Annotated in this window: 19 protein-coding genes; 5 read left to right on the top strand and 14 right to left on the bottom strand. The window is 58.2% G+C overall.

Translation table 11 applies throughout. From position 1 onward, the window contains the following. Positions 1-492: 492 nt before the first annotated feature. Both ampC and FPT12_RS21335 read right to left on the bottom strand, forming a co-directional pair. Positions 493-1,674 (bottom strand): class C beta-lactamase, encoded by a 1,182-nt coding sequence (gene ampC / locus FPT12_RS21340; protein WP_145019646.1) that lies wholly within the window; start codon positions 1,672-1,674, stop codon positions 493-495. 169 nt (positions 1,675-1,843) lie between these two features. Further along, positions 1,844-3,307 carry a glyceraldehyde-3-phosphate dehydrogenase gene (locus FPT12_RS21335; RefSeq protein WP_145019643.1) on the bottom strand — a complete coding sequence of 488 codons (1,464 nt, stop codon included), beginning with the start codon at positions 3,305-3,307 and terminating at the stop codon, positions 1,844-1,846. Positions 3,308-3,475: 168 nt separating this feature from the next. Between FPT12_RS21335 and mfd the strand changes: the two genes are divergently transcribed. The 3 genes from mfd to FPT12_RS21320 are packed head-to-tail and all read left to right on the top strand — an operon-like array spanning position 3,476 to position 10,207. Further along, on the top strand, positions 3,476-6,925 hold the full coding sequence (gene mfd / locus FPT12_RS21330) for a transcription-repair coupling factor (RefSeq protein WP_145019640.1): 3,450 nt from the start codon (positions 3,476-3,478) through the stop codon (positions 6,923-6,925). Positions 6,926-6,935: 10 nt separating this feature from the next. Further along, a complete protein-coding gene (locus FPT12_RS21325) occupies positions 6,936-7,502 on the top strand; it encodes a CsiV family protein (RefSeq protein WP_145019637.1) in 567 nt (188 codons plus the stop codon). An 11-nt stretch (positions 7,503-7,513) separates the two neighbouring features. Next, on the top strand, positions 7,514-10,207 hold the full coding sequence (locus tag FPT12_RS21320) for a DEAD/DEAH box helicase (protein ID WP_145019634.1): 2,694 nt from the start codon (positions 7,514-7,516) through the stop codon (positions 10,205-10,207). Between the two features lie 39 nt (positions 10,208-10,246). On the opposite strand, the gene FPT12_RS21315 is transcribed toward FPT12_RS21320, so the two are convergent. The 4 genes from FPT12_RS21315 to FPT12_RS21305 are packed head-to-tail and all read right to left on the bottom strand — an operon-like array spanning position 10,247 to position 12,912. Continuing rightward, a complete protein-coding gene (locus FPT12_RS21315) occupies positions 10,247-10,984 on the bottom strand; it encodes an S-methyl-5'-thioinosine phosphorylase (RefSeq protein WP_103315332.1) in 738 nt (245 codons plus the stop codon). Between the two features lie 12 nt (positions 10,985-10,996). After that, entirely contained in the window at positions 10,997-12,007 is a 1,011-nt protein-coding gene (gene nagZ, locus FPT12_RS21310) for a beta-N-acetylhexosaminidase (protein ID WP_145019631.1), read from the bottom strand. Then, entirely contained in the window at positions 12,004-12,156 is a 153-nt protein-coding gene (locus FPT12_RS27700; protein WP_178098841.1) for a hypothetical protein, read from the bottom strand. The genes nagZ and FPT12_RS27700 overlap by 4 nt, the downstream gene beginning before the upstream one ends. Positions 12,157-12,204: 48 nt before the next feature. Continuing rightward, positions 12,205-12,912 carry a TetR/AcrR family transcriptional regulator gene (locus FPT12_RS21305; protein WP_145019628.1) on the bottom strand — a complete coding sequence of 236 codons (708 nt, stop codon included), beginning with the start codon at positions 12,910-12,912 and terminating at the stop codon, positions 12,205-12,207. A 252-nt stretch (positions 12,913-13,164) separates the two neighbouring features. Between FPT12_RS21305 and lexA the strand changes: the two genes are divergently transcribed. Beyond that, on the top strand, positions 13,165-13,773 hold the full coding sequence (gene lexA, locus FPT12_RS21300; protein WP_054593187.1) for a transcriptional repressor LexA: 609 nt from the start codon (positions 13,165-13,167) through the stop codon (positions 13,771-13,773). Between the two features lie 10 nt (positions 13,774-13,783). Then, positions 13,784-14,257: an SOS-induced cell division inhibitor SulA gene (gene sulA / locus FPT12_RS21295; protein WP_103315334.1), complete on the top strand. Its 474-nt coding sequence runs from the start codon at positions 13,784-13,786 to the stop codon at positions 14,255-14,257. A 106-nt stretch (positions 14,258-14,363) separates the two neighbouring features. Here sulA and FPT12_RS21290 read toward each other — a convergent pair whose 3' ends face one another. From FPT12_RS21290 to fadB, 8 genes are all read right to left on the bottom strand, one after another. Continuing rightward, positions 14,364-14,597 (bottom strand): hypothetical protein, encoded by a 234-nt coding sequence (locus tag FPT12_RS21290; RefSeq protein ID WP_019692745.1) that lies wholly within the window; start codon positions 14,595-14,597, stop codon positions 14,364-14,366. A 170-nt stretch (positions 14,598-14,767) separates the two neighbouring features. Next, the gene (locus tag FPT12_RS21285) at positions 14,768-15,325 is read right to left on the bottom strand and encodes a LemA family protein (RefSeq protein WP_145019625.1); all 558 of its coding nucleotides are present in this window, start codon (positions 15,323-15,325) and stop codon (positions 14,768-14,770) included. A gap of 3 nt (positions 15,326-15,328) precedes the next feature. After that, entirely contained in the window at positions 15,329-16,363 is a 1,035-nt protein-coding gene (locus FPT12_RS21280) for a hypothetical protein (protein WP_054593190.1), read from the bottom strand. Positions 16,364-16,411: 48 nt separating this feature from the next. After that, the gene (locus FPT12_RS21275; protein ID WP_054593191.1) at positions 16,412-16,936 is read right to left on the bottom strand and encodes a DUF6586 family protein; all 525 of its coding nucleotides are present in this window, start codon (positions 16,934-16,936) and stop codon (positions 16,412-16,414) included. A 143-nt stretch (positions 16,937-17,079) separates the two neighbouring features. After that, positions 17,080-19,701: a type I DNA topoisomerase gene (gene topA, locus FPT12_RS21270; protein WP_145019622.1), complete on the bottom strand. Its 2,622-nt coding sequence runs from the start codon at positions 19,699-19,701 to the stop codon at positions 17,080-17,082. 114 nt (positions 19,702-19,815) lie between these two features. Next, positions 19,816-20,052, bottom strand: coding sequence for a DUF1653 domain-containing protein (locus FPT12_RS21265; RefSeq protein WP_019692748.1), 237 nt, complete (start codon positions 20,050-20,052; stop codon positions 19,816-19,818). 99 nt (positions 20,053-20,151) lie between these two features. Next, positions 20,152-21,327 (bottom strand): acetyl-CoA C-acyltransferase FadA, encoded by a 1,176-nt coding sequence (gene fadA / locus FPT12_RS21260; protein WP_019692749.1) that lies wholly within the window; start codon positions 21,325-21,327, stop codon positions 20,152-20,154. 30 nt (positions 21,328-21,357) lie between these two features. After that, entirely contained in the window at positions 21,358-23,505 is a 2,148-nt protein-coding gene (fadB, locus tag FPT12_RS21255; RefSeq protein WP_145019619.1) for a fatty acid oxidation complex subunit alpha FadB, read from the bottom strand. Between the last annotated feature and the right edge of the window lie 489 nt (positions 23,506-23,994).

The following is a 23,994-nucleotide window of genomic DNA, read 5'->3' as shown; positions in this document are numbered from 1 at the left end:
TTGAAAATTACCGTGAATATTTGCCCGACAGTACAGGCAATTTGCTGTCACCCAATCCCGGCCGGTGCCGGAGCTGCCAGGGGGAGACACTAATTTCAGCACCCATCGCTGTCAAGCATCGAGCCATTCAATAAAATGGCGTCAATTATTGAACGCACCCTGTATTGGATCCATATAAAGCAAGTAACAACACCTTCCCATTGCAACCGCTTATTTTATTTGAGGATTTTTTTATTATTGAATTTTTATAGCGATGACCTGTCGATCTTTACAGCGTTCTGATTTGGCACACATCAAGAATAAAACGATATAACTACACTGCACTGACCGGACATCGCAGATGACGCATGAACACTTCCAATTTAATAGATGATGTCTAATGGCTCCTTATAATGAACCGCTGCACATGAAAACGCCCCGACAAGTCAGGGCGTTTTCATGTGCAGCCAGGGCTTAGCGCGGCAACGCTGGAGAGTTCACATCGGCCGCCACTCAATCCTCCGCCGGCGAACAGCAATCCAGTTCACTCAGGATTCGATGCGCCAGGCGCACCCGGGGTTCGTTGGGGTAGCTCTTGTTGGCCAGCACCACAATGCCAAACTTCCTCTCGGGGACGAAAGCCACATAAGCAGAGAACCCACCGGTCGCCCCCGTCTTGTTGACCCAGACTGCCTCCCGTGGTGCCAGGGGCGGGTTTAATGTCGTAACGACATGACTGTCGTAAATCATCTTGTCGGCGTTGCCTTCAACCAGTGCGCTCAGTTGCACCGGGTAGTCGTACTGCTCCCAAATCAGGTCTTGAGTCATCGGACCTAGCTGGAAATAGCCCTTGCGCGTCTCCATCAGGGCGCGACCGAGTTTTGCCTCTACCTTCGCGACGCCCAGGTTGGCCTCGACAAAGCGAATCAGGTCCGTGGAGCTGGTTTTTACCGAGTAGGCCTCGTCACCCAGCACACCGGAATTCAACCTGACCGGGACATCCTGCTTGTTGTAACCCTGAGCATAGAGCGACAACTTGCTCGCCGGGATGTTAATGAAGCTGTTGGGCATACCGAGTGCCGGAAAGAGTCGCTGTTCCAGCGCCACCGCGAACGGCATCTTCATGCTGATTGCGGTAATCATGCCCAGCGCCCCGATACTGGGGTTGGCATAGGTGCGTTGAGCACCCGGCGCATACGTCGGCTGCCACGCTTTGAAGTAGTCCATCAGCTGTTGGTTGTTCTGTACCTGATCAGGCACCTGCAAGGGGAAGCCGCCTGCGGTATGGGTCGCCAGATTGATCAGCGTCGCTTTATCGAACGGGCTACCCGCGAGCTCAGGCAGGTACTTGCCGGGGTGGTCAGTGAGAGAAAGCTGACCGTTGGCCTCGGCGTAGGTCGCCAGGGTGACCGTGAAGGTTTTACTGATGGAGCCGATTTCAAACAGCGTATCGCTCGTGACCTTTTGTTGTGTTTCCTTTGAGGCCACGCCGAAGTTGTAGAACTGCTGCTTGCCATTAGCGGTCACCGCAATGGCCAGGCCGGGAATGTTGTACTGCTGCATGACCGCTTGGGCGGCATCTTGCACGATGCTGTCGATATCCGACCGCTGGACATTCGCCATGGCGAGGTTGCCGAAAGAGACGGTGCTGGCCAGCAATAGCAATGCTGCGCAAGGCTTTGCGATAAAACGCATACAAGTGGTCCTCAGGTCTTTTTGATCGCGGGCAAACCTATCACTTTGATGCGACGGCTCCGGAAGCGATTTATCACAAAATATTTCGCCGACTCCGTAGGCCAGCCAGGCAAACCGCACAAACAAAAACGCCCCGACAAGTCGGGGCGTTTTCAGGTGCGGCTAAGGCTTAGCGCGGGAATGCTGGCGGGTTTACACCGGCCATGTCTTCCATCACGCGAACCACCTGGCAGCTGTAACCGAATTCGTTGTCGTACCACACGTACAGAACAACGCGGTTGTCTTGGGTGATGGTTGCTTCAGCGTCCACAACACCTGCGTGGCGCGAGCCAACGAAGTCGGTCGAAACCACTTCCTGCGAGTTGACGAAGTCGATTTGCTTATGCAGATCGGAGTGCAGCGCCATATAGCGCAGGTACTCGTTCATCTCTTCACGGGTGGCGGCTTTCTCAAGGTTCAGGTTGAGGATTGCCATCGACACGTTCGGCGTTGGAACACGGATCGCGTTACCGGTCAGCTTGCCGGCCAGCTCAGGCAGGGCCTTGGCAGCAGCAGTAGCAGCACCGGTCTCGGTGATTACCATGTTCAGCGCGGCGCTACGACCACGGCGATCGCCTTTGTGGAAGTTGTCGATCAGGTTCTGGTCGTTGGTGTACGAGTGAACCGTTTCAACGTGACCGTTGATGATGCCGAACTTGTCGTTTACAGCCTTGAGCACCGGCACGATGGCGTTGGTGGTGCAAGAGGCGGCGGAAACGATCTTGTCGTCAGCGGTGATTTCACCGTGGTTGATGCCGTGAACGATGTTCTTCAGCTTGCCTTTGCCAGGCGCGGTCAGAACAACGCGGTCGATACCCGGGCAGGTCAGGTGCTGACCCAGGCCGTCGGCATCACGCCATACACCGGTGTTGTCCACCAGCAGTGCGTTTTTGATGCCGTACTGGGTGTAGTCCACTTCAGTCGGGTTCTTCGCGTAGATAACCTGGATCAGGTTGCCGTTGGCGGTGATGGTGTTGTTGGCTTCGTCGATGGTGATGGTGCCGTTGAACGAACCATGAACCGAATCGCGACGCAGCAGGCTGGCGCGTTTGGTCAGGTCGTTTTCAGCGCCTTTGCGCACAACGATGGCGCGCAAACGCAGGCCGTCGCCACCGCCGGTTTTTTCAATCAGGATGCGTGCCAGCAGACGGCCGATACGACCGAAGCCGTACAGTACAACGTCGGTGCCTTTGCGTGCGGAAGCGTTCTGCTGGCCTACAACGTCGGCCAGTTCTTCACGGACGAACTGCTCGGCAGTGCGACCTTTGCCTTCGGCCTTGAACTTGACCGCCAGCTTGCCCAGGTCTACCGAAGCGGCGCCGAGCTTGAGCTCGCTCATCGCCTTGAGCAGCGGGAATGTTTCGTGAACGGACAGTTCGGCGTCATCGGACTGACGATGGCGAGCAAAGCGATGAGCTTTGAGAATCGCGATGACAGACTGGTTGATCAGGCTGCGGCCATAGATCGAGCTCACCACGTTGTTATTGCGGTAAAGCTGACCGATAAGCGGAATCATCGCTTCTGCGAGTGCTTCACGGTCGATCCATTCACCAAGACACTGGTCGGGCTTCTGAGTCACGGGAACCTTCCACATGTAGGGGCTGAAAAAAGGGGCTACATTATGCCGCCGAGTCGTCTGCGGAGCAATGCACGCCTATCGCAACATGCTTTTCCTTTCGTCGGCGGCAGTCTGCAACTGACAGCCGGCACCTTCGCCCGCTACAATTACCGACTTTGTCGCAACGCTGGAGCTCAACCTTCCGTGCCCGTCCTGCGTCTACCGCTTCTCCCTGCTGCGGCAGGTAAACAGCACTGGGGCAACCTGCCCGGTGCCGCCCTGAGCCTGGCCATTGCCGAGGCCGCCAGCGCTGCCAAGCGCTTTACCCTGCTACTGACCGCCGACAGCCAAAGTGCCGAACGGCTGGAACAGGAGCTGAGTTTCTTCGCCCCCGATTTGCCGGTGCTGCATTTCCCGGACTGGGAAACCCTGCCTTACGACCTGTTCTCGCCGCACCAGGACATTATATCGCAGCGCATCGCCAGCCTGTATCGCCTGCCTGAGCTGAGCCATGGCGTTTTGGTAGTGCCGATCACCACCGCCCTACATCGCCTGGCCCCCACCAAGTTCCTGCTCGGCAGCAGCCTGGTGCTGGACATCGGCCAGAAGCTCGACGTCGAGCAAATGCGCACGCGACTGGAAGCCAGCGGCTATCGCTGTGTCGACACGGTTTATGAGCACGGCGAATTCGCGGTACGCGGCGCGCTGATCGACCTGTTCCCGATGGGCAGCAAACTGCCCTACCGCATCGACCTGTTCGATGACGAAATCGAGACCCTGCGTACCTTCGACCCGGAAAACCAGCGCTCCATCGACAAGGTCGAATCGATCCGACTGCTGCCCGCCAAAGAGTTTCCACTGCAAAAGGAAGCCGTGACCCGCTTCAAGGCACGCTTTCGCGAGCGCTTCGATGTCGATTTCCGCCGCTGCCCGATCTTCCAGGACCTGAGCAGCGGGATTACACCGGCCGGTATCGAGTACTACCTGCCGCTGTTCTTCGATGAAACCTCGACGCTGTTCGACTACCTGCCGCAGGACACCCAGGTGTTCTCCCTGCCGGGCATCGAACAGGCGGCGGAGAATTTCTGGAACGACGTGCGCAACCGCTACGAAGAGCGCCGCGTCGATCCATCCCGGCCATTGTTGCCTCCGGCCGAGCTATTCCTGCCGGTGGAAGACTGCTTCGCACGCCTCAAGAGTTGGCCGCGGGTGGTTGCCAGCCAGCAAGACATCGAAACCGGTGTCGGGCGCGAGCGCTTTCCGGCCAAGCCTTTGCCGAACCTGGCCATCGAAGCCAAGGCCAACCAGCCGCTGGAAGCGCTGGCGAACTTCCTTGAGGCATTTTCCGGTCGCGTGCTGTTTACCGCCGAGTCGGCCGGTCGTCGCGAGGTGCTGCTGGAACTGCTGGAGCGCCTGAAGCTGCGGCCGAAAACCGTCGACAGCTGGCCGGATTTCGTCGCCAGCAAAGAACGCCTGGCGATCACCATCGCACCGCTGGACGAAGGCCTGGTGCTGGATAATCCGGCCCTGGCGCTGATCGCCGAAAGCCCGCTGTTCGGTCAGCGAGTGATGCAGCGCCGTCGCCGTGAGAAACGCGCCGACGCCAATAACGATGCCGTGATCAAAAACCTCACCGAGCTGCGCGAAGGCGCGCCGGTGGTGCATATCGATCATGGCGTTGGCCGTTATCTGGGCCTCGCGACCCTGGAAATCGAAAACCAGGTCGCCGAGTTCCTGACCCTCGAATACGCCGAGGGCGCCAAGCTTTATGTGCCCGTGGCCAACCTGCATTTGATCGCCCGCTACACCGGCAGCGACGATGCACTGGCGCCGCTGCACCGCCTCGGCTCCGAGACCTGGCAGAAAGCCAAACGCAAAGCCGCTGAACAGGTCCGCGATGTCGCCGCCGAACTGCTCGACATCTATGCTCGCCGCGCGGCCCGCGAGGGTTATGCCTTCGCCGATCCGAAAGCCGATTACGCCACCTTCAGCGCCGGCTTCCCGTTCGAAGAAACCCCAGACCAGCAAACCACCATCGACGCGGTGCGCGAAGACATGCTCGCGCCGAAGCCGATGGACCGACTGGTCTGCGGCGATGTCGGCTTCGGCAAGACCGAAGTGGCGATGCGCGCGGCATTCATTGCCGTCCACGGCGGACGTCAGGTCGCGATTCTGGTGCCGACCACCCTGCTCGCCCAGCAGCACTACAACAGCTTCCGCGACCGCTTCGCCGACTGGCCAGTGACTGTGGAAGTGATGAGTCGCTTCAAGTCGACCAAGGAAGTGAATGCCGCCGTGGCCGACCTCGCCGAGGGCAAGATCGACATCGTCATCGGCACGCACAAGCTGCTGCAAGACGACGTGAAGATCAAAAACCTCGGGCTGGTGATCATCGACGAAGAACACCGTTTTGGTGTGCGTCAGAAGGAACAGCTCAAGGCCCTGCGCAGTGAAGTCGACATCCTGACCCTGACCGCCACGCCGATTCCACGCACGCTGAACATGGCGGTGTCGGGCATGCGCGATCTGTCGATCATCGCCACGCCGCCGGCGCGACGTTTGTCAGTGCGCACCTTCGTCATGGAACAGAACAAGAGCACGGTCAAAGAGGCCCTGCTCCGTGAGTTGCTGCGTGGCGGCCAAGTCTATTACCTGCACAACGATGTGAAAACCATCGAGAAATGTGCCGCCGACCTCGCCGAACTGGTGCCTGAAGCACGGATCGGCATCGGCCACGGGCAGATGCGCGAGCGCGAGCTCGAACAGGTGATGAGCGACTTCTACCACAAGCGCTTCAATGTGCTGATCGCCTCGACCATCATCGAGACCGGCATTGACGTACCGAGCGCCAACACCATCATCATCGAGCGTGCCGACAAGTTCGGTCTGGCGCAGTTGCACCAATTGCGTGGCCGCGTCGGTCGCAGTCACCACCAGGCTTACGCCTACCTGCTGACACCGCCGCGCCAACAGATCACGCCAGACGCGGAAAAACGCCTGGAAGCGATCGCCAACACCCAGGACCTCGGCGCAGGCTTTGTGCTGGCCACCAACGACCTGGAAATCCGTGGCGCCGGCGAACTGCTGGGCGATGGTCAGAGCGGGCAGATCCAGGCCGTCGGTTTCACCCTGTACATGGAAATGCTCGAGCGCGCGGTGAAATCCATCCGCAAGGGTGAACAACCCAACCTCGATCAACCGCTGGGTGGCGGTCCGGAAATCAACCTGCGCTTGCCGGCGCTGATCCCGGAAGACTACCTGCCGGACGTCCACGCACGACTGATCCTCTACAAACGCATCGCTTCGGCGACCGACGAGGATGGCCTCAAAGACCTGCAAGTGGAGATGATCGACCGCTTCGGCCTGCTGCCGGAACCGACCAAGAACCTGGTGCGCATGACCTTGCTGAAACTGCAGGCCGAGCAACTGGGGATCAAGAAAGTCGACGGCGGCCCGCAAGGCGGTCGTATCGAGTTCGGCGCACAAACGCCGGTCGATCCGCTGGTGCTGATCAAGCTGATCCAGGGTCAACCCAAACGCTACAAATTCGAAGGCGCCACGATGTTCAAATTCATGGTGCCGATGGAGCGCCCGGAAGAGCGCTTTAATACAGTGGAGGCGCTGTTTGAGCACCTCACTCCAAAATCTGCTTGAAGGACGCCGCATGCGCCTGTTTCGTTCATTGACCCTGTTGTTGACCCTCGTTGCCCCGACGGCGTTTGCCGACAGCTTGTATCAGGTTGAAATGATCCTGGTCCGCCAGAACGCCGTGCCGGCCATTGTCAGCCGCACCGCGCCGGAAGACTGGGCTGCCGGTGCGCGGCCGGTCAGTGCCGATAGCCTGCGCACCCCAAGCCTGAATGCCGAAGCAGAAAAACTGCGTGCCAGCGCTGACTACACGGTGCTGCTGCACAAATCCTGGCAACAGAGTCTTGGCGAGGACGCGAGAAAAGTCTCGATCAGCGAAGGCAAGGAGCAATTCGGCCAGTTCCCGATCGAAGGCACGCTGAATCTGAAGCTCGGGCGCTTCACCGACGTTGAGGCGAACTTCTGGGTCAACCAGTTCGATGCCTATGGCCGGGTTACCGCCAGCGAACGCTTGAAGCAGCAAAGCCACACCAAAAACGGTCAGCTCAACTACCTCGACAACGGCCACCTGGCGCTGCTGATCAAAATCACTTCGCTGACTGCGCCTGCGCGTCCGCCAGTCCCTGACGTTCTCCCGGACTGATTGAAGTCCCCATGCCCCCGAACCTGAGTAAACCCCTGGCCCCTTCCTGGGTCAGCCGATTCAAGGAACAAAGCCTGGAGCGTGGCCGCCGCTACGCACTGGAAAACCGCGTCAGGATCGTCGAGGCCGGCGACAGCACCATCACCGCCAGTTGCGAAGGCTCTGGCGGCAATGTTTACCGCCAGACCATTACACTGCGCGAATCCACCAAAGGCACTCTGTTACTGGTCGATGCAACGTGCAGTTGCCCGGTGCGCGTTAATTGCAAGCATTGCGCTGCAGTGCTGCTCAAAGTCCAGGAAACCCTTGAGTACCCGGCCGCCGCCAAAGATGCCGAACTGCTGGAAAAACTGCAGGCAGTCCTTGAAAACCGTACGCCCGCACCTTTACCACAACGGCTGGTAGACAACGTGCAACCGGTGCCGCGCCTGTGGCTGGCGAGCATCGAGTTCAGCGCCTTCGAACCGCGCAACGGCAAAATGCAGCGCTACATCCAGCACCGTGCTGCGCTGTCGTTCAACTATCTGGATGAATACGTCAGCGGACAGAAAAATGCCGACATCCTGATCCGGCAGGAACAGCACACGCTACGAATCAAACGCCAGCCGGACGTCGAAAAAGCCTACCGGGAACAGCTGCGAATCCTTGGATTCAGAGTGGCGACCCGCCAAAGCAAAGCCTTGCCGGAAAGCGCCGGCGAACTTTATGAGATGGTCAACGACAGCGCCTGGCTGACGCTCACTCTCAATGAGCTGCCCAAGTTACGCACCCAAGGCTGGGAGCTGCAGATTGACGAAGACTTCGGCTTTGACCTGACGGCGGTCGATGACTGGTACGCCACGGTCGAAGAGGCGCCGGAGCGCGACTGGTTTGATCTGGAGCTGGGGATTATCGTCAATGGCGAGCGCCTTAGCCTGCTGCCGATCCTGCTGAACCTGATGCGCTCGCACACCGAGATTCTCAACCCGGAACGCCTGGCCAGACGCCGCGACGACGAATTGATTCTGGTGAACATCCCGCACCGTCCGAACTCCGAATACGGCCCGTTGCAGGTCGCACTGCCGTTCGGCCGTTTAAAGCCCGTGCTGGCGACCCTCGGCGAGTTTTACCTGCAAGAGCCCGGCGAAACCAGGTTGCGGCTGAGCAGCGCCGATGCCACCCGCCTGAATCCGCTGGAAGATATGCCCCTGCTTTGGGAAGGCGGCGAGCACATTCGCACCTTCGCCCAACGCCTGCGCGACATCAAGGACTACACGACCGAAGCGCCCGAAGGGCTGAACGCCACATTACGGCCTTATCAGCTTGAAGGCTTGAGCTGGATGCAGTCGCTGCGGCAACTCGAAGTCGGCGGCATCCTTGCGGACGACATGGGCCTGGGTAAAACCCTACAGACCCTGGCGCATGTGCTGACCGAGAAGAACGCCGGTCGCCTCGACCGGCCGTGCATGGTGGTGATGCCCACCAGCCTGATTCCCAACTGGCTCGACGAAGCGGCGCACTTTGCTCCGCAACTCAAAGTACTGGCGCTGTATGGCACCGGACGTAAAAAACACTTTGAGCATTTGGCCGAATACGACCTGATCCTCACCACGTACGCGCTGCTGCCCAAGGATGTCGAACGTCTGGCAGCGCAGCCATTGCACGTGCTGGTGCTCGACGAAGCGCAATACATCAAGAACCCCAACAGCAAGGCCGCTCATGCGGCGCGAGAGCTCAATGCCCGCCAGCGCCTGTGCCTGAGCGGCACACCACTGGAAAATCACCTGGGCGAGTTGTGGTCGCTGTTTCACTTCTTGCTGCCCGGCTGGCTGGGCGACGTGAAAAGCTTCAATCGCGATTACCGCGTACCGATCGAAAAACGCGCCAGCGACGTACGACTGCAACACCTGAACGGTCGGATCAAGCCGTTCCTGTTGCGTCGAACCAAGGAACAGGTCGCCACCGAACTGCCGCCGAAAACCGAGATCGTCCATTGGGTCGAACTCAACGAGGCGCAGCGCGACGTTTACGAAACCATGCGCCTGGCAATGGACAAGAAAGTCCGCGACGAAATCACCCGCAAAGGCGTGGCTCGCAGTCAGATCATCATTCTTGAAGCGCTGCTCAAGCTGCGTCAGGTGTGTTGCGATCTGCGCCTGGTCAATGATGAGGCCGCCCTGCCCACGCGCGGCAGCACCTCGGGCAAGCTCGACAGCCTGATGGAGATGCTTGAGGAATTGTTCGAAGAAGGCCGCAAAATCCTGCTGTTTTCACAGTTCACCTCGATGCTGTCGCTGATCGAAGACGAACTGAACAAACGCGGCATCGCTTACGCGCTGCTGACCGGGCAAACCCGCGATCGACGTACTCCGGTGAAAGACTTCCAGAGCGGCAAGCGCCAGATTTTCCTGATCAGCCTGAAAGCAGGCGGCGTTGGCCTGAACCTGACCGAGGCCGACACGGTGATTCACTATGATCCGTGGTGGAACCCGGCGACGGAAAACCAGGCCACCGACCGCGCTTACCGGATCGGCCAGGAGAAGCCGGTGTTCGTCTACAAGATGATTGCCCGCGGCACCGTCGAAGAGAAAATCCAGCATTTGCAGAAGGAAAAATCCGACCTCGCGGCCGGCGTACTGGATGGGCGCGCGGCCGGGGACTGGAAGCTGCAGAGCGACGATATTGAAGCGTTGTTTGCGCCGTTGCCGGACAAGTCGAAAATTTAGCGGCGCCTGCGAGATCGTCATCGCGGTCTGACTGAATGCCTAGCCCTTCAACACCCGCGCCAACGTCGACTTCACTTTACCCATCCCGTCATGCAGCGCCTGTTCGATTTCGGCCATGGTAATCACTGCCGTCGACTTGCCCGCCGCCGGGTTCACCACCAGCGCCAGACACGCGTAATCCAGCTCCAGTTCGCGAGCCAACGCCGCTTCCGGCATACCGGTCATGCCGACGATATCGCAGCCATCACGCTCCAGACGAGCGATCTCGGCAACGGTTTCCAGGCGCGGCCCCTGCGTGCAGGCATACACGCCGTGGCTGCTGTAGGCACAGCCTTCAGCCGCCAACGCGGCAATCAACTGCTCGCGCAATGGTTCGCTGTAGGGATAGCTGAAATCGATGTGAGTGACCTGCTCCAGGTCATCGGCAAAGTAGGTGTGCTGGCGGCCGCTGGTGTAATCGATCAATTGATGAGGCACGCAGAAATGTCCGGTACCCATGGCCGCATGAATCCCGCCGACCGCGTTGACCGCCAGAATCGCCTGCGCACCCGCCTGTTTCAATGCCCACAGGTTGGCCCGGTAATTCACCTGATGCGGCGGAAAACGGTGCGGATGGCCGTGACGGGCGAGAAACAGCACTTCACGCCCGGCGTATTCACCAACCTGGATCTCGGCCGACGGCGCGCCATACGGCGTGTCCAGAGCCAATGACTGACGAATGCTCAAGCCTTCAAGTTGGGTCAGGCCGGTGCCACCGATAATCGCGTAAACCGTCATTGCAAAAAGTCCTTAATCAATCAGTTGGGCATCTTTGAGCGCGCCAAGGGCGGTGAGCCAGCGCGGGTCCTGCCGGTAATCGGTGCTGGCGAACGACTGGCCGCGCATCCGCGCGATGCGTGCAGACGGCTTGACCTTCAAGCGCTGAGCCGCACTCAGGGCCAGTTCGGCGGCCGCACGATCATTGCAGACCAGCCCCATGTCGCAACCGGCCGACAATGCCGCTTCGATCCGGCTGGCAGCGTCGCCGACCACATGGGCACCCGCCATCGACAGATCGTCGCTGAAGATCACCCCGTCAAACTTCAACTCGCCACGCAGGATGTCCTGCAACCAGCGGCGCGAAAAGCCGGCGGGCTGCGAGTCAACCTGCGGGTAGATCACGTGAGCGGGCATCACCGCCGCCAGCTGCTTGCTCAAGCGTGCGAACGGTACGAGGTCCTTGGCGCGGATATCCTCAAGACTGCGCTCGTCATTCGGAATCGCGACGTGCGAGTCTGCCTCCGCCCAGCCATGGCCAGGGAAGTGCTTGCCAGTCGCCGCCATGCCAGCGCTGTTCATGCCGCGAATGAACGCGCCTGCCAGCACAGCCGCACGTTCCGGGTCACCTTCGAACGAACGGGTACCGACCACGGCACTGCGCTGGTAGTCGAGGTCCAGCACCGGGGCAAAGCTCAAGTCGAGCCCCACGGCCAGCACTTCAGTCGCCATGATCCAGCCGCACTGCTCGGCCAGGTATTCGGCATTCGGGTTGTCAGCAATCGCCCGCATGGCCGGCAGACGTACGAAGCCCTGACGCAGGCGCTGCACCCGGCCGCCCTCCTGATCCACGGCCAACAGCAGGTCGGGACGCACCGCACGGATCGAAGCACTCAACTCACGAACCTGGCGCGGATGCTCGATATTGCGCGCAAAAATGATCAGGCCACCCACTTCGGGCTGACGCAACAGTTGGCGATCTTCGGCCGTCAGCCAGGTACCGGCGACGTCCACCATCAACGAGCCTTGCAGACCAGCAGTCATAGAAATTCCTTGATAACGAAAAGCGCGCGCGGCGCATCTTTGAAGAGCCCGGCCCGACGCAGACACACGACTTCGCCGCCAAGGGCGATGCCCGGCGGAACGTGGTCGGCAAAGGATAAATGGAGCGGGTCTGAAACGAGAGTCAGCATGGGCGGCTAGCTTAGCGGATGTAAGCTGCCGCGCCCACCCGTGAGCGGTTAAACCTTGGCGGCCACGGGTGCCGATTTGCTGCGAGGACGCAACTGGGCCGACGCCATGGCATCGTCGGTGACGCCGGTTTCAGCGCGCATGCCAGCAGCCAGGAACGGCACCATCAGACGCATCACCTGCTCGATCGAGGTGTTCACCCCGAAATCGGTCTCGGCAATAGCGCGCAAGGCCTTGATCCCCGACATGCTGAACGCCGCTGCGCCGAGCATGAAGTGCACGCGCCAGAACAGTTCGATAGGCGGAATACGCGGTGCGGCTTCATTGACCAGCAGCATGTAACGACGGAATACCTTGCCGTACATGTCTTCCAGGTAACGCCGCAAGTGCCCTTGGCTCTGGCTGAATGCCAGCCCCAACAGGCGCATGAAGATAGACAAATCGTTGCCGCTGCGTGGCTGCACCACGAGGGCTTGCTCGACGAGGATTTCCAGCAGCTCTTCGAGGCTTGGCTTGCTGTCCAGCTTGGCCTGACGGCGCTCCAGCTCACGATCGAGGCTGATGCAGAAAGGCCCGAGAAAACGCGAGAAGACTGCCTGAATCAAGGCCTTCTTTGAGCCGAAATGATAATTCACCGCCGCCAGATTGACCCCAGCCTTGCTGGTGATCAGCCGCAATGAAGTTTCGGCAAAACCTTTTTCCGCGAACAACTGCTCGGCAGCATCGAGAATGCGTTCAACGGTTTCCGACTGGGCCATGGCTACTCCGCCTGACAAACACTTGTTTGAAACATACGTTTCAGCCTGGGCCTTGTCAAGCCTGCCTGTTCGTTTTGCGAACGGTCGGTCAGCTATTTAACCATACAAGTCGGGAGCTGTAGCCAGTCCTACAAGCAGCAAGCTGACGATCTGTAAACCGACCGTCCAGCGGTCGGATAAAAAAGGAGGATTGCCAAGACCACTTCACTGTATATAATCCCAGTCACTGTATAAAAAGACAGAGCGATCGACATGATAAAACTGACGCCACGCCAAGCTGAGATTCTGGCTTTTATCAAACGCTGCCTCGAAGACAACGGCTATCCGCCGACCCGCGCAGAAATCGCCCTGGAGCTTGGCTTCAAGTCACCCAATGCCGCTGAAGAACACCTCAAGGCACTGGCGCGCAAGGGTGCAATCGAAATGACGCCCGGCGCCTCACGCGGCATTCGCATCCCGGGCTTCGAAGCCAAGGCCGACGAGTCCACCTTGCCGATCATTGGCCGGGTTGCTGCCGGCGCTCCGATTCTCGCTCAACAGCACATCGAGGAATCCTGCAACATCAATCCTTCTTTCTTCCATCCACGCGCCGACTATTTGTTGCGCGTTCACGGCATGAGCATGAAGGACGTGGGGATTTTCGACGGCGACCTGCTTGCCGTGCACACCACGCGCGAAGCCCGTAACGGCCAGATCGTGGTTGCACGGATCGGCGATGAAGTGACCGTCAAGCGCTTCAAGCGCGACGGCAGCAAAGTCTGGCTGATTGCCGAAAACCCCGAGTTTGCCCCGATCGAAGTGAACCTGAAAGATCAGGACCTGGTGATCGAAGGCTTGAGTGTCGGCGTCATTCGCCGCTAAAGGAGGCGTTATGCAGTTCCCTCACACACCACAGCACACCCAACTTCCGCTGTTCGAAGCGTTCATGGCGCAGCCGTTGGCGCCGACTCTCAAAGACGTGGTCGAGTCACCCTGGAGCGCCGAACCCGAAGTGTTCAGTGAGCTGTCATTGCGTGGTGCGGCTGGGAGCTGCCTGAACCTTCTGGCCCCCATCCTCAGAGAGTTGAGCCAGGACAAGGACGCTCGCTGGCTGACACTGATCGCGCCACCCGCCAGCCTGACTCAAGCCTGGCTGCGAGATGCCGGCCTGAACCGCGAACGCATTCTGTTGCTACAACCTCGGGGAACACAAAGCGCCCAGCAACTGGCGTGCGAAGCCTTGCGCCTGGGCCGCAGTCACACCGTTGTAAGCTGGCTGAACCCGTTGAGTTCCAGCGCGCGCCAACAGCTGATCAGCGCCGCCCGTACCGGGGATGCTCAAAGTCTGAATATTCGGCTGGGCTAAGTGACACTCACTGTGCACTTGAAAGGCGCAGGGCTTCTCCAGGACAGAGAAGCCAATCTGTAACATCGACGTGAAATGATGCCCTACGAAAAGCCGACGAACGGAATCAATGAAGAATCCGCGGCCCTTCTTCTTTGTCGAATTCGCCTTCAACCAAGCGTCCAGCCATCTGCACACCCACGCTCAACATCGCCTTGGCGACTTCAACGTGCTGGCCCTGCAGGAACGCTTTGGCGTCTTCAGAGAAGTTCAAAGTCACCAGAGAACCCTCGTCCTCAGCTCTGCGCAGCTCAATACGGCCGTCTGGCAGTTCGACAATTTCTAGAAAGGACGTTGGCATAAAAGTCTGTTCTCCACGAAAGGCGGGGATTATATAGCCATCAGCGCGGCTTCGCTCGGGATCTTGAGGAACGGTCATCACCCAACCTTTACGACAAACCTCCTCCCCGCGGTTGCCACTTGAGCACAATGGCTACCCTTGCGGGAGATGAGCCCGCGGGCACGCCCCTCTCAAAAATTCGGTTTGTACTCAAAGACTGCGCTAGCCTCGGCATCAGAAAATGGAATGATCGCGTTTTTTTTGTTGAGGCAGCCATTAACAAGAGAGCTAGGGAACATTTGAATCGAATTATTGAAAATCTCTACCGCACCATTAAAGAGCGTAATGGCCGCTCCGACGTTTTCTTGCTGTTCAGTGATCTCCCGCATAAAGTTACCCACCAACTCATTGGCTTTGAGCTCTGGATACGCCTCAAATGCCACGCTCAATCCAGCCAGCAATTCCCGTGTTCCTTTTTGCACCGACTGTAGAGCGTCTCCATTGGCTTCTTGCGGCAACTTGCCGATGGCCGAACGCAGCCCCGTGATCTTTTCCAGCAGAGCCCCTTCGTAGGTCTTGAAACCCGCGACCTGCAGCTCAAGCTGATCCAGCACCCTGGTTTTCTGCCGCTCATAAACCAGAACATCGGCCCAAGCGCGCTGCGCACGGTTATGCCGACCAATAATTCGGTTGTAACAGATCCAGAAGGTAATCCCGATCAAGACCGCAAAAATCAACAACAACCCCATCGTCTAATACTCCATGTTTTTTACGGTTTTCGTGGAAGGCGCGAAATTGTCGTCATGCAATTCGGCCAAGCGATGAATCCACGACAGCAGCAACTCCAGACGAGGCAATCGAATGCCTGTCTCGATAAGCCGATTAAAAGCCTGTAAATTGCTGAGGGTGTCCGATGCTTTCGCCTCAAGTACCCCAGCGTTGCCGAAACTCAGACACAATCGCCCTTGCCCCGAGAACTCCAGGTTGATATCGCCCAACTGCTCGGTGAGCTGCAGCAAGTGCAGTACCGTGGCCGGCCTGGCAAAGATGGCACAAGCCATCTGCGTTTTACCCGTCAGACGAAACGCATTATTGAATTCACTGGATGTTGTATCCAGAGCCTCCTCAAGGTCCAGCGCCCGGAACCTGTCGCCGCGCACACGCACGTTTTCCACCCACGGAAAGTCCAACACCAGGCTATGCCGTGCAAACTTGCTATCAATTATTTTGGTTTCAACCTTTGTGCCGCCGGCGCCATCTGACACCCTGGTTTCGTAACTTTCGCGATCTACATACTGAACGTGCTGGTAAGTGAAGGACAGTTCATGAGTCGCACCAAAGTGCGTGCCATGAATCGTTTTCAGAATTTGTCGACTGAAGGAGCCTCGATGAAACTCCTTGAACTCCCCAAGCAGATTCTCTAGAACACTCGCATCAGGGTTGAACTGCTCTTTCAGGTCATAGGTGAACAAGGAAGATTTATGAGCGATTTTCTTGGAAAGCACGTCAACCAAACCCGATCGGTTATCCATCACCAACCAGCTGCCAAACAAAAAACCAAGCCCGAACAATAGCAAAGGTAGAAAAAACACGGTGGCGGCGATCAGGACCAAGCCAATGTAGCGAAACAACTTCGGAGTGGCGTTATTAAACTCTAATGGCCCACCGAATGCTTCGATCTGCCTGATAACATCAAGCAGATCCGAGGTACTGGTGGCGGCGTCGACACGCGCACTCGATTGCTCGAAGAGCTGTCGCAGCTTTTTGTTATGCAATACGGAAGACATGCTTCATCCCTGAAAAAACCAACGGCACCGTCCGGTCCGGTTATGTACCTAGCACTCATTCAACCCTTCGCGAAACCGAATCGCCAAATCCTTGAGGTTCTGACGCCAGCTTTCCAGCTCTTCCCGACTCAACTCTTGAGGCGCCTCTTCTTCATCGAGGTTAACCGCCATGATCAGCGGTTGGGTCACGTCACCCTTGGGCTTGTGCGGCACGCGTGGCGGTTGAAACAGCGCTGCATGGGCAGCCAAAAGCTTTGCCAGCCAAGTTTCAGGGTTATTCGCCAACTCGACCATCTCCGCCATTTCCGGAATAGCGATGGTCTCGAGTACTTCACGAGTCAGCAACAATTCTGCTCGCGGTGCATTGGCCTGAGGCAAACGGTAGAAACCGGCAATCTCATGACACAAACCCAGCAGCGCGCCGTACAAGTGAAACAATGCTGACTCACGCCCGGCCTGAATCAGCGCCAGGGAGTTCATCGCCCGCCCCTCTTCCGCTCGGGCGAGCGCCTCAAGCGACAGACCGGCGAAGTAAATTTTCTGATTGGTACGGGTATAGAGCTCAAAGGCCATGACGGCAGTCTCCACAACGAAATAAGACGCGTGATGCAGGTCTGACAGTGTCATGGATCAGACAAGCTGACCGCAAGCACAAAACAAAAGGCCGCCTGAAAACCCGAAGGTTCGCATGCGGCCTTTTGCATCGCATTACCCGATTATTTGGCTACGCGCTTGTCTTCAACCACCCACTTGCCACCGTCGTAGAATGCCTTCCAACCGGTAGGCTTGCCTTCGACCTCGGTCTGCACGTACTGCTCCTTGGTCTTGCGGCTGTAACGGATTACCGCCGGGAGACCATCCGGATCTTTCTTCGGCGCTGCGCAGAGGAAGTGATACTTCGGATCGATCTCATCCTTGTGCGGCACGATCTCGATCACCAGCGGAGCACGGGTCTCGCGGTTTTTCGGGAACTGGCTCGCCGCCAGGAACAGGCCGGAAGCACCGTCACGCAGAATGTAGGTGTCGTTGACCTTCTCGCACTTGAGCTCGGGCATCTTCACCGGATCCATCTTCGGCGGTGCCGCGTCACCGCTCTTCAGCAGTTTGCGGGTGTTCTTGCAGGTCGCGTTGGTGCAACCGAAGAACTTGCCGAAACGGCCCGTCTTCAACTGCATTTCGCTGCCGCACTTATCGCACTCCAGGCTCGGACCTTCGTAGCCCTTGATGCGATAGCTGCCTTCTTCGATCTCGTAGCCTGCGCAATCCGGGTTGTTACCGCAGATGTGCAGCTTGCGTTTCTCATCCAGCAGGTAAGCGTCCATCGCGGTGCTGCAGATCGGGCAGCGATGCTTGCCACGCAGCACCAAAGACTCCGACTCACCCTCGTCGTCCGCAGCGATTTCGTCGCCCGGCACGAGGTTGACGGTGGCTTTGCAGCGCTCTTTTGGCGGCAGGCTGTAGCCCGAGCAACCCAGGAACACGCCGGTCGATGCGGTACGAATCTGCATCGGACGACCACACGTGAGGCACGGGATGTCGGTCATGACCGGCTGGTTGGCACGCATGCCGTTTTCCGCGCTCTCGGCTACTTCGAGCTTCTTCTTGAAGTCGCCGTAGAACTCGTCCAGCACGTTTTTCCAGTCACGTTCGCCCTGGGCGACGTCATCGAGGTTCTCTTCCATGCCGGCGGTGAAGCCGTAGTCCATCAGGTTCGAGAAGCTTTCGGACAGACGCTCGGTGACGATGTCACCCATCTTTTCCGAGTAGAAACGACGGTTGTGCAGTGCGACGTAACCACGGTCCTGGATGGTCGAAATGATCGCCGCGTAGGTCGAAGGACGACCGATACCGCGCTTTTCCATTTCCTTGACCAGGCTCGCTTCCGAGTAACGCGCCGGCGGCTTGGTGAAGTGCTGGCTCGGATCAAGCTTGATCAACTTCAGCACATCGCCTTGCGCCATGTCCGGCAACACATCGTCGTCGCCTGGCTTGGCCATTTGCGGCATGACACGGGTGTAACCGTCGAACTTCAGGATGCGGCCCTTGGCGCGCAGTTCGAAGCCGCTAGCGGCGACGCTGACGGTGGTCGACAAGTATTTCGCCGGCAGCATCTGGCACGCGACGAATTGGCGCCAGATCAGCTCGTAGAGACGCTCAGCGTCACGCTCCATACCCGACAGCTTGCTTGGATCGGTGTTCACGTCAGAAGGACGAATCGCTTCGTGAGCCTCTTGCGCGCCTTCCTTGCTGCTGTAGACGTTCGGCGTTTCCGGCAGGTACTTGCCGCCGAACTCACCTTCGATATAAGTACGCGCCATCGCCACAGCATCAACCGAGAGGTTGGTCGAGTCGGTACGCATGTAAGTGATGTAGCCAGCCTCGTACAGACGCTGGGCCATCATCATGGTTTTCTTCACGCCGAAGCCCAAGCGGTTACTGGCAGCCTGTTGCAGTGTGGACGTGATGAACGGTGCCGACGGCTTGCTGCTGGTCGGTTTGTCTTCGCGCTTGGCGATGGTGTAGCTGGAAGCCTTGAGCTTCTCCAGCGCAGCCATGGCCTGGGCTTCGTTGAGCGGTTTGAAGGCTTCGCCGTTTTCACGGGCCACTTCAAAACGCACATTGGCGCCCTTGGCAGTGCCGAGGTCAGCGTGAACTTCCCAGTACTCTTCCGGGTTGAACGCGCGAATTTCGCGCTCACGTTCCACTACCAGCTTCACGGCTACCGATTGCACACGGCCGGCAGACAGACCGCGAGCGATCTTGGCCCACAGCAGCGGCGAAACCATGTAACCCACCACGCGGTCGAGGAAGCGACGCGCCTGCTGAGCGTTGACCCGATCGATGTCCAGCTCGCCCGGCTGGGAGAAGGCTTCCTGAATCGCCTTCTTGGTGATTTCGTTGAACACCACGCGCTTGTAGCGGCTGTCATCACCACCGATGGCTTCGCGCAGGTGCCAGGCAATGGCTTCCCCCTCGCGATCCAAGTCGGTTGCGAGATAGATGGTGTCAGCATCTTTGGCGAGCCGGCGCAGCTCTTCGATGACCTTTTCCTTGCCCGGGAGGATCTCGTACTTGGCTTTCCAGCCATGATCGGGATCGACACCCATGCGCGAGACCAGCTGCTTGCGCGCCTTTTCTTTAGGCGACAGCGCCGGCACTTCACCAGTAGCAGCCTTGCCGCGCTTGGCAGCAGGCTCTTTGCTGGCGCTAGCCGAACCGCTGGTGGGCAGGTCTCGGATATGGCCGATACTCGACTTCACCACGTATTGGTTACCCAGATACTTGTTGATGGTCTTGGCCTTAGCCGGGGATTCCACAATGACCAGCGATTTGCCCATGGATCAGAAAATTCCTGAATTCTAGAAGTGAAAGGCGGTTGGCGCCTGACGCGGCACCGCTATATATAGTGGCAACAAGGTGAGGTCAAGCGCAGGGTTCTGCGCGCTCTCAGCTTATGGCCTTGAAAAAAGGCTTGGTTCGGCCTGCACCAAAGCAAAGCGCGGGACCTGTTCGCCGTCAACTTCGACCGACTCCAGGAACATGCTCAAGGGACGTACCCAAAAGCCGTAATCGCCATACAGGGCTTGGTAGAAGACCACTTCTTCTTCGGTCTCGGAATGCCGCGCGACACTGAATACGCGGTACTGCGGACCTTTGTAATGCTGGTAGAGCCCGGGTTGTATCGGCATGGTCTGGCCCTCACTCAAATCACTTGAAATAAAAAACAAAAAAATCTTCAGAAAAACAAAAACCGGGGCACTTGGCCCCGGCTTCCGTCGACGAATCGCTTAAACGCGTTCGAAGACGGTGGCAATGCCCTGGCCGAGGCCAATGCACATGGTCGATACACCGAAGGTGCCGCCATTCTGCTTCATTACATTGAGCAGCGTGCCGGAGATACGTGCACCGGAGCAACCGAACGGGTGGCCCAGGGCGATCGCGCCGCCGTGCAGGTTAACCTTCTCGTTCATCTTGTCGAGCACTTTCAAATCTTTCAGCACTGGCAGGGCCTGCGCAGCGAAAGCTTCGTTGAGTTCGAAGAAGTCGATATCGGCAATACCCAGACCTGCACGCTTCAGTGCTTTCTGTGTCGCCGGTACTGGACCATAGCCCATGATCGCCGGGTCCACACCTGCCACTGCCATCGAACGGATCACCGCCATCGGCTGGATGCCCAGGTCCTGCGCGCGCTGCGCCGACATCACAATCATGCACGAAGCACCATCGGTGATCTGCGACGAAGTACCGGCTGTCACGGTGCCACCCTTTGGATTGAACGCCGGCTTCAACGCCGCCAGGCTTTCCAGAGTAGTTTCCGGACGGATGGTTTCGTCGTAGTCGAACAGCTTCAGGAAACCGTTCTCGTCGTAACCCTGCATCGGGATGATTTCGTCTTTAAACTTGCCTTCCACCGTCGCTTTATGGGCGAGTTGGTGGGAGCGCACGCCGAAGGCATCCTGCTGCTCACGGGTAATGCCGTGCATTTTACCGAGCATTTCTGCGGTCAGGCCCATCATGCCCGAGGCTTTCGCCGCGTACAGCGACATGTGCGGGTTCGGATCGACACCGTGCATCATGCTCACGTGACCCATATGCTCGACGCCGCCAACCACGAATACGTCACCATTACCGGTCATGATCGCTTGCGCCGCGGTGTGCAATGCACTCATCGACGAACCACACAGGCGGCTGACGGTCTGGCCGGCAGCCGTGTGCGGGATCTGAGTCATCAAGGACGCCATGCGGGCGATGTTCCAGCCCTGCTCAAGGGTCTGGTTCACGCAGCCCCAGATCACGTCTTCGACTTCGCTCGGGTCGACCTTGACGTTGCGTTCCAGCAACTTGCTGATCAGGTGTGCCGACATGTCTTCGGCGCGGGTGTTGCGGTGCATGCCGCCCTTGGAGCGGCCCATCGGAGTACGACCGAAGTCGACAATCACGACGTCTCTAGGATTCAAGCTCATATAATTTCACTCTCGCTCTAGTGTGGGCGCTTAACCGAAGAAGCTCTGGCCATTTTTGGCCATCTCGCGCAGCTTCTCGGTCGGGTGGTACAGCGCGCCCAAATCAGCGTACTGGTCAGCCAGGGCAACGAACTCTGCAACACCGATTGCGTCGATGTAGCGCAGTGCACCGCCACGGAATGGAGGGAAACCAATACCGTAGACCAGACCCATATCGGCTTCGGCAGCGGTTTCGACGATGCCGTCTTCCAGGCAACGCACGGTTTCCAGGCACAGCGGGATCATCATCCAGTTGATGATGTCTTCGTCGGTCACTTCACGCTGTTCGAAGACGATGGGCTTGAGCACTTCGAGTACCGACGGATCGGCTACTTTCTTCTGCTTGCCGCGCTTGTCGGTCTCGTAGGTGTAGAAGCCCTTGCCGTTCTTCTGGCCCAGGCGTTTGGCTTCGTAGAGCACGTCAACGGCCGAACGACGGTCGTCTTTCATGCGGTCCGGGAAGCCTTCAGCCATCACGTCACGACCGTGGTGACCGGTGTCGATACCGACCACGTCCATCAGGTACGCCGGCCCCATTGGCCAACCGAATTTTTCCATGATCTTGTCGATGCGGACAAAGTCCACACCGGCACTGACCAACTTGGCGAAACCGCCGAAGTACGGGAACAGAACGCGGTTGACCAGGAAACCCGGGCAGTCGTTGACGACGATCGGGTTCTTGCCCATTTTCTTGGCGTAGGCAACGGTGGTAGCAACGGCCAGTTCGCTGGATTTCTCGCCACGAATGACCTCAACCAGCGGCATCATGTGCACCGGGTTGAAGAAGTGCATGCCGACGAAGTTTTCCGGACGCTTGAGGGCCTTGGCCAACAGGCTGATGGAAATGGTCGAGGTGTTCGACGCGAGGATGGTGTCCTCTTTGACCTTGTCTTCGACTTCGGCCAATACCGCTTGCTTGACCTTAGGGTTCTCGACAACGGCTTCAACCACCAGGTCGACGTGGCCGAAATCACCGTAGGACAGGGTTGGACGGATGCCGTTGAGCACTTCGGCCATTTTGGCTGCGGTCATGCGGCCTTTATCAACGCGGCCAACCAGCAGTTTCGCGGCTTCAGCCAGCCCCTGCTCGATACCGTGCTCGTTGATGTCCTTCATCAGGATAGGCGTGCCTTTGGACGCCGACTGATAAGCAATACCGCCCCCCATGATACCGGCGCCGAGTACGGCAGCCTGTTTCACGTCTTTGGCGATTTCGTCGTAGGCCTTGGCTTTTTTCTTCAGTTCCTGATCGTTCAGGAACAGACCGATCAAGCTCTGCGCAGCAGAGGTCTTGGCCAGTTTGACGAAGCCGGCAGCTTCAACTTCCAGAGCCTTGTCGCGACCGAAGTTCGCGGCTTTCTGGATCGTCTTGATCGCTTCAACCGGCGCCGGATAGTTCGGGCCAGCCTGACCGGCCACGAAACCTTTGGCGGTTTCGAAAGCCATCATTTGCTCGATGGCGTTCAGCTTGAGCTTTTCCAGCTTCGGCTGACGCTTGGCCTTGTAATCGAACTCGCCGGAAATGGCGCGCTTGATCAGTTCCAGGGCGGCTTCCTGCAGCTTCTCTGGAGCGACCACCGCATCGACTGCGCCGACTTTCAGCGCATCTTCCGGACGGTTTTCCTTACCAGCGGCAATCCACTCGATGGCGTTGTCGGCACCGATGATGCGCGGCAGGCGAACGGTACCGCCGAAGCCTGGGTAGATGCCCAGCTTGACTTCCGGCAGACCGATCTTGGCCGTGGTGGACATGACGCGGTAGTCCGCCGCCAGGCACATTTCCAGACCGCCACCCAAAGCGATGCCGTTGATCGCGGCCACGGTTGGAACAATGAGGTCTTCGAAATCGCTGAAAATCTTGTTGGCTTCGAGGTTGCCAGCAACCAGCTCTGCATCCGGCAGCTTGAAGTTGTCGACGAATTCGGTGATGTCGGCACCGACGATGAATACGTCCTTGCCACTGCTGACGATCACACCCTTGACCGACGCATCTGCCTTGATGGCGTCTACGGCCGAACGTAGTTCGTTCAGGGTTAGACGGTTGAACTTGTTGACGGACTCACCCTTGAGGTCGAATTTCAATTCGACGATGCCACTCTCAAGAGCCTTAACCGTGATGGCTTTACCTTCGTAAATCATCAACTGATCTCCACGATATGGAAGCTGAACAGTACACGTCGGACGCTGACGTTCTGGCTCGGCATGGACGTTACCGTCGATGCTAACGCCATCCCACCAGGCACACCCGCCAACGCGATAGTCGGGATTCTGTAGGAGCCGTCTGTAATACAAACGCTCAATTCATACGCCCGTTTGATTTGGGTACGCCACCTTCACGGAATTTCCGACAATTGTCAATCGCCCAAAATGCGGGTTGTAACTCGACTTTGCGGTCATATCCGTACCACGAAGACCTGCAACACGCGGATGCATGTTCAACTATTCATAGAATCAATATTTAGAAACGTCGCCCTAATTAGCTGCGCAACTCGAAATACAAGCTACGCTGGCCGGGAACGTTAAACGAAAAACAGAAGCGCTTATGGCGAACGCCAAGCGCAAGATCAACGCCACGCCTCGGACAGCGTGACGATTCAGCGAATTACCGGCCTGCCTGGCCACTCCAGC

Source organism: Pseudomonas sp. H3(2019) (assembly GCF_007713465.1).
Taxonomy (GTDB): domain Bacteria; phylum Pseudomonadota; class Gammaproteobacteria; order Pseudomonadales; family Pseudomonadaceae; genus Aquipseudomonas.
Note: the sequence above shows the minus strand (reverse complement) of the source record. Positions and strands in the feature narration are given on the sequence as shown.

Coding starts and splice junctions, on each gene's coding strand:
- ampC (WP_145019646.1), bottom strand. CDS start 1,674: ATGCGTTTTATCGCAAAGCCTTGCGCAGCATTGCTATTGCTGGCCAGC.
- FPT12_RS21335 (WP_145019643.1), bottom strand. CDS start 3,307: ATGTGGAAGGTTCCCGTGACTCAGAAGCCCGACCAGTGTCTTGGTGAA.
- FPT12_RS21325 (WP_145019637.1), top strand. CDS start 6,936: ATGCGCCTGTTTCGTTCATTGACCCTGTTGTTGACCCTCGTTGCCCCG.
- FPT12_RS21320 (WP_145019634.1), top strand. CDS start 7,514: ATGCCCCCGAACCTGAGTAAACCCCTGGCCCCTTCCTGGGTCAGCCGA.
- FPT12_RS21315 (WP_103315332.1), bottom strand. CDS start 10,984: ATGACGGTTTACGCGATTATCGGTGGCACCGGCCTGACCCAACTTGAA.
- nagZ (WP_145019631.1), bottom strand. CDS start 12,007: ATGACTGCTGGTCTGCAAGGCTCGTTGATGGTGGACGTCGCCGGTACC.
- FPT12_RS27700 (WP_178098841.1), bottom strand. CDS start 12,156: ATGCTGACTCTCGTTTCAGACCCGCTCCATTTATCCTTTGCCGACCAC.
- FPT12_RS21305 (WP_145019628.1), bottom strand. CDS start 12,912: ATGGCCCAGTCGGAAACCGTTGAACGCATTCTCGATGCTGCCGAGCAG.
- lexA (WP_054593187.1), top strand. CDS start 13,165: ATGATAAAACTGACGCCACGCCAAGCTGAGATTCTGGCTTTTATCAAA.
- sulA (WP_103315334.1), top strand. CDS start 13,784: ATGCAGTTCCCTCACACACCACAGCACACCCAACTTCCGCTGTTCGAA.
- FPT12_RS21290 (WP_019692745.1), bottom strand. CDS start 14,597: ATGCCAACGTCCTTTCTAGAAATTGTCGAACTGCCAGACGGCCGTATT.
- FPT12_RS21285 (WP_145019625.1), bottom strand. CDS start 15,325: ATGGGGTTGTTGTTGATTTTTGCGGTCTTGATCGGGATTACCTTCTGG.
- FPT12_RS21280 (WP_054593190.1), bottom strand. CDS start 16,363: ATGTCTTCCGTATTGCATAACAAAAAGCTGCGACAGCTCTTCGAGCAA.
- FPT12_RS21275 (WP_054593191.1), bottom strand. CDS start 16,936: ATGGCCTTTGAGCTCTATACCCGTACCAATCAGAAAATTTACTTCGCC.
- topA (WP_145019622.1), bottom strand. CDS start 19,701: ATGGGCAAATCGCTGGTCATTGTGGAATCCCCGGCTAAGGCCAAGACC.
- FPT12_RS21265 (WP_019692748.1), bottom strand. CDS start 20,052: ATGCCGATACAACCCGGGCTCTACCAGCATTACAAAGGTCCGCAGTAC.
- fadA (WP_019692749.1), bottom strand. CDS start 21,327: ATGAGCTTGAATCCTAGAGACGTCGTGATTGTCGACTTCGGTCGTACT.
- fadB (WP_145019619.1), bottom strand. CDS start 23,505: ATGATTTACGAAGGTAAAGCCATCACGGTTAAGGCTCTTGAGAGTGGC.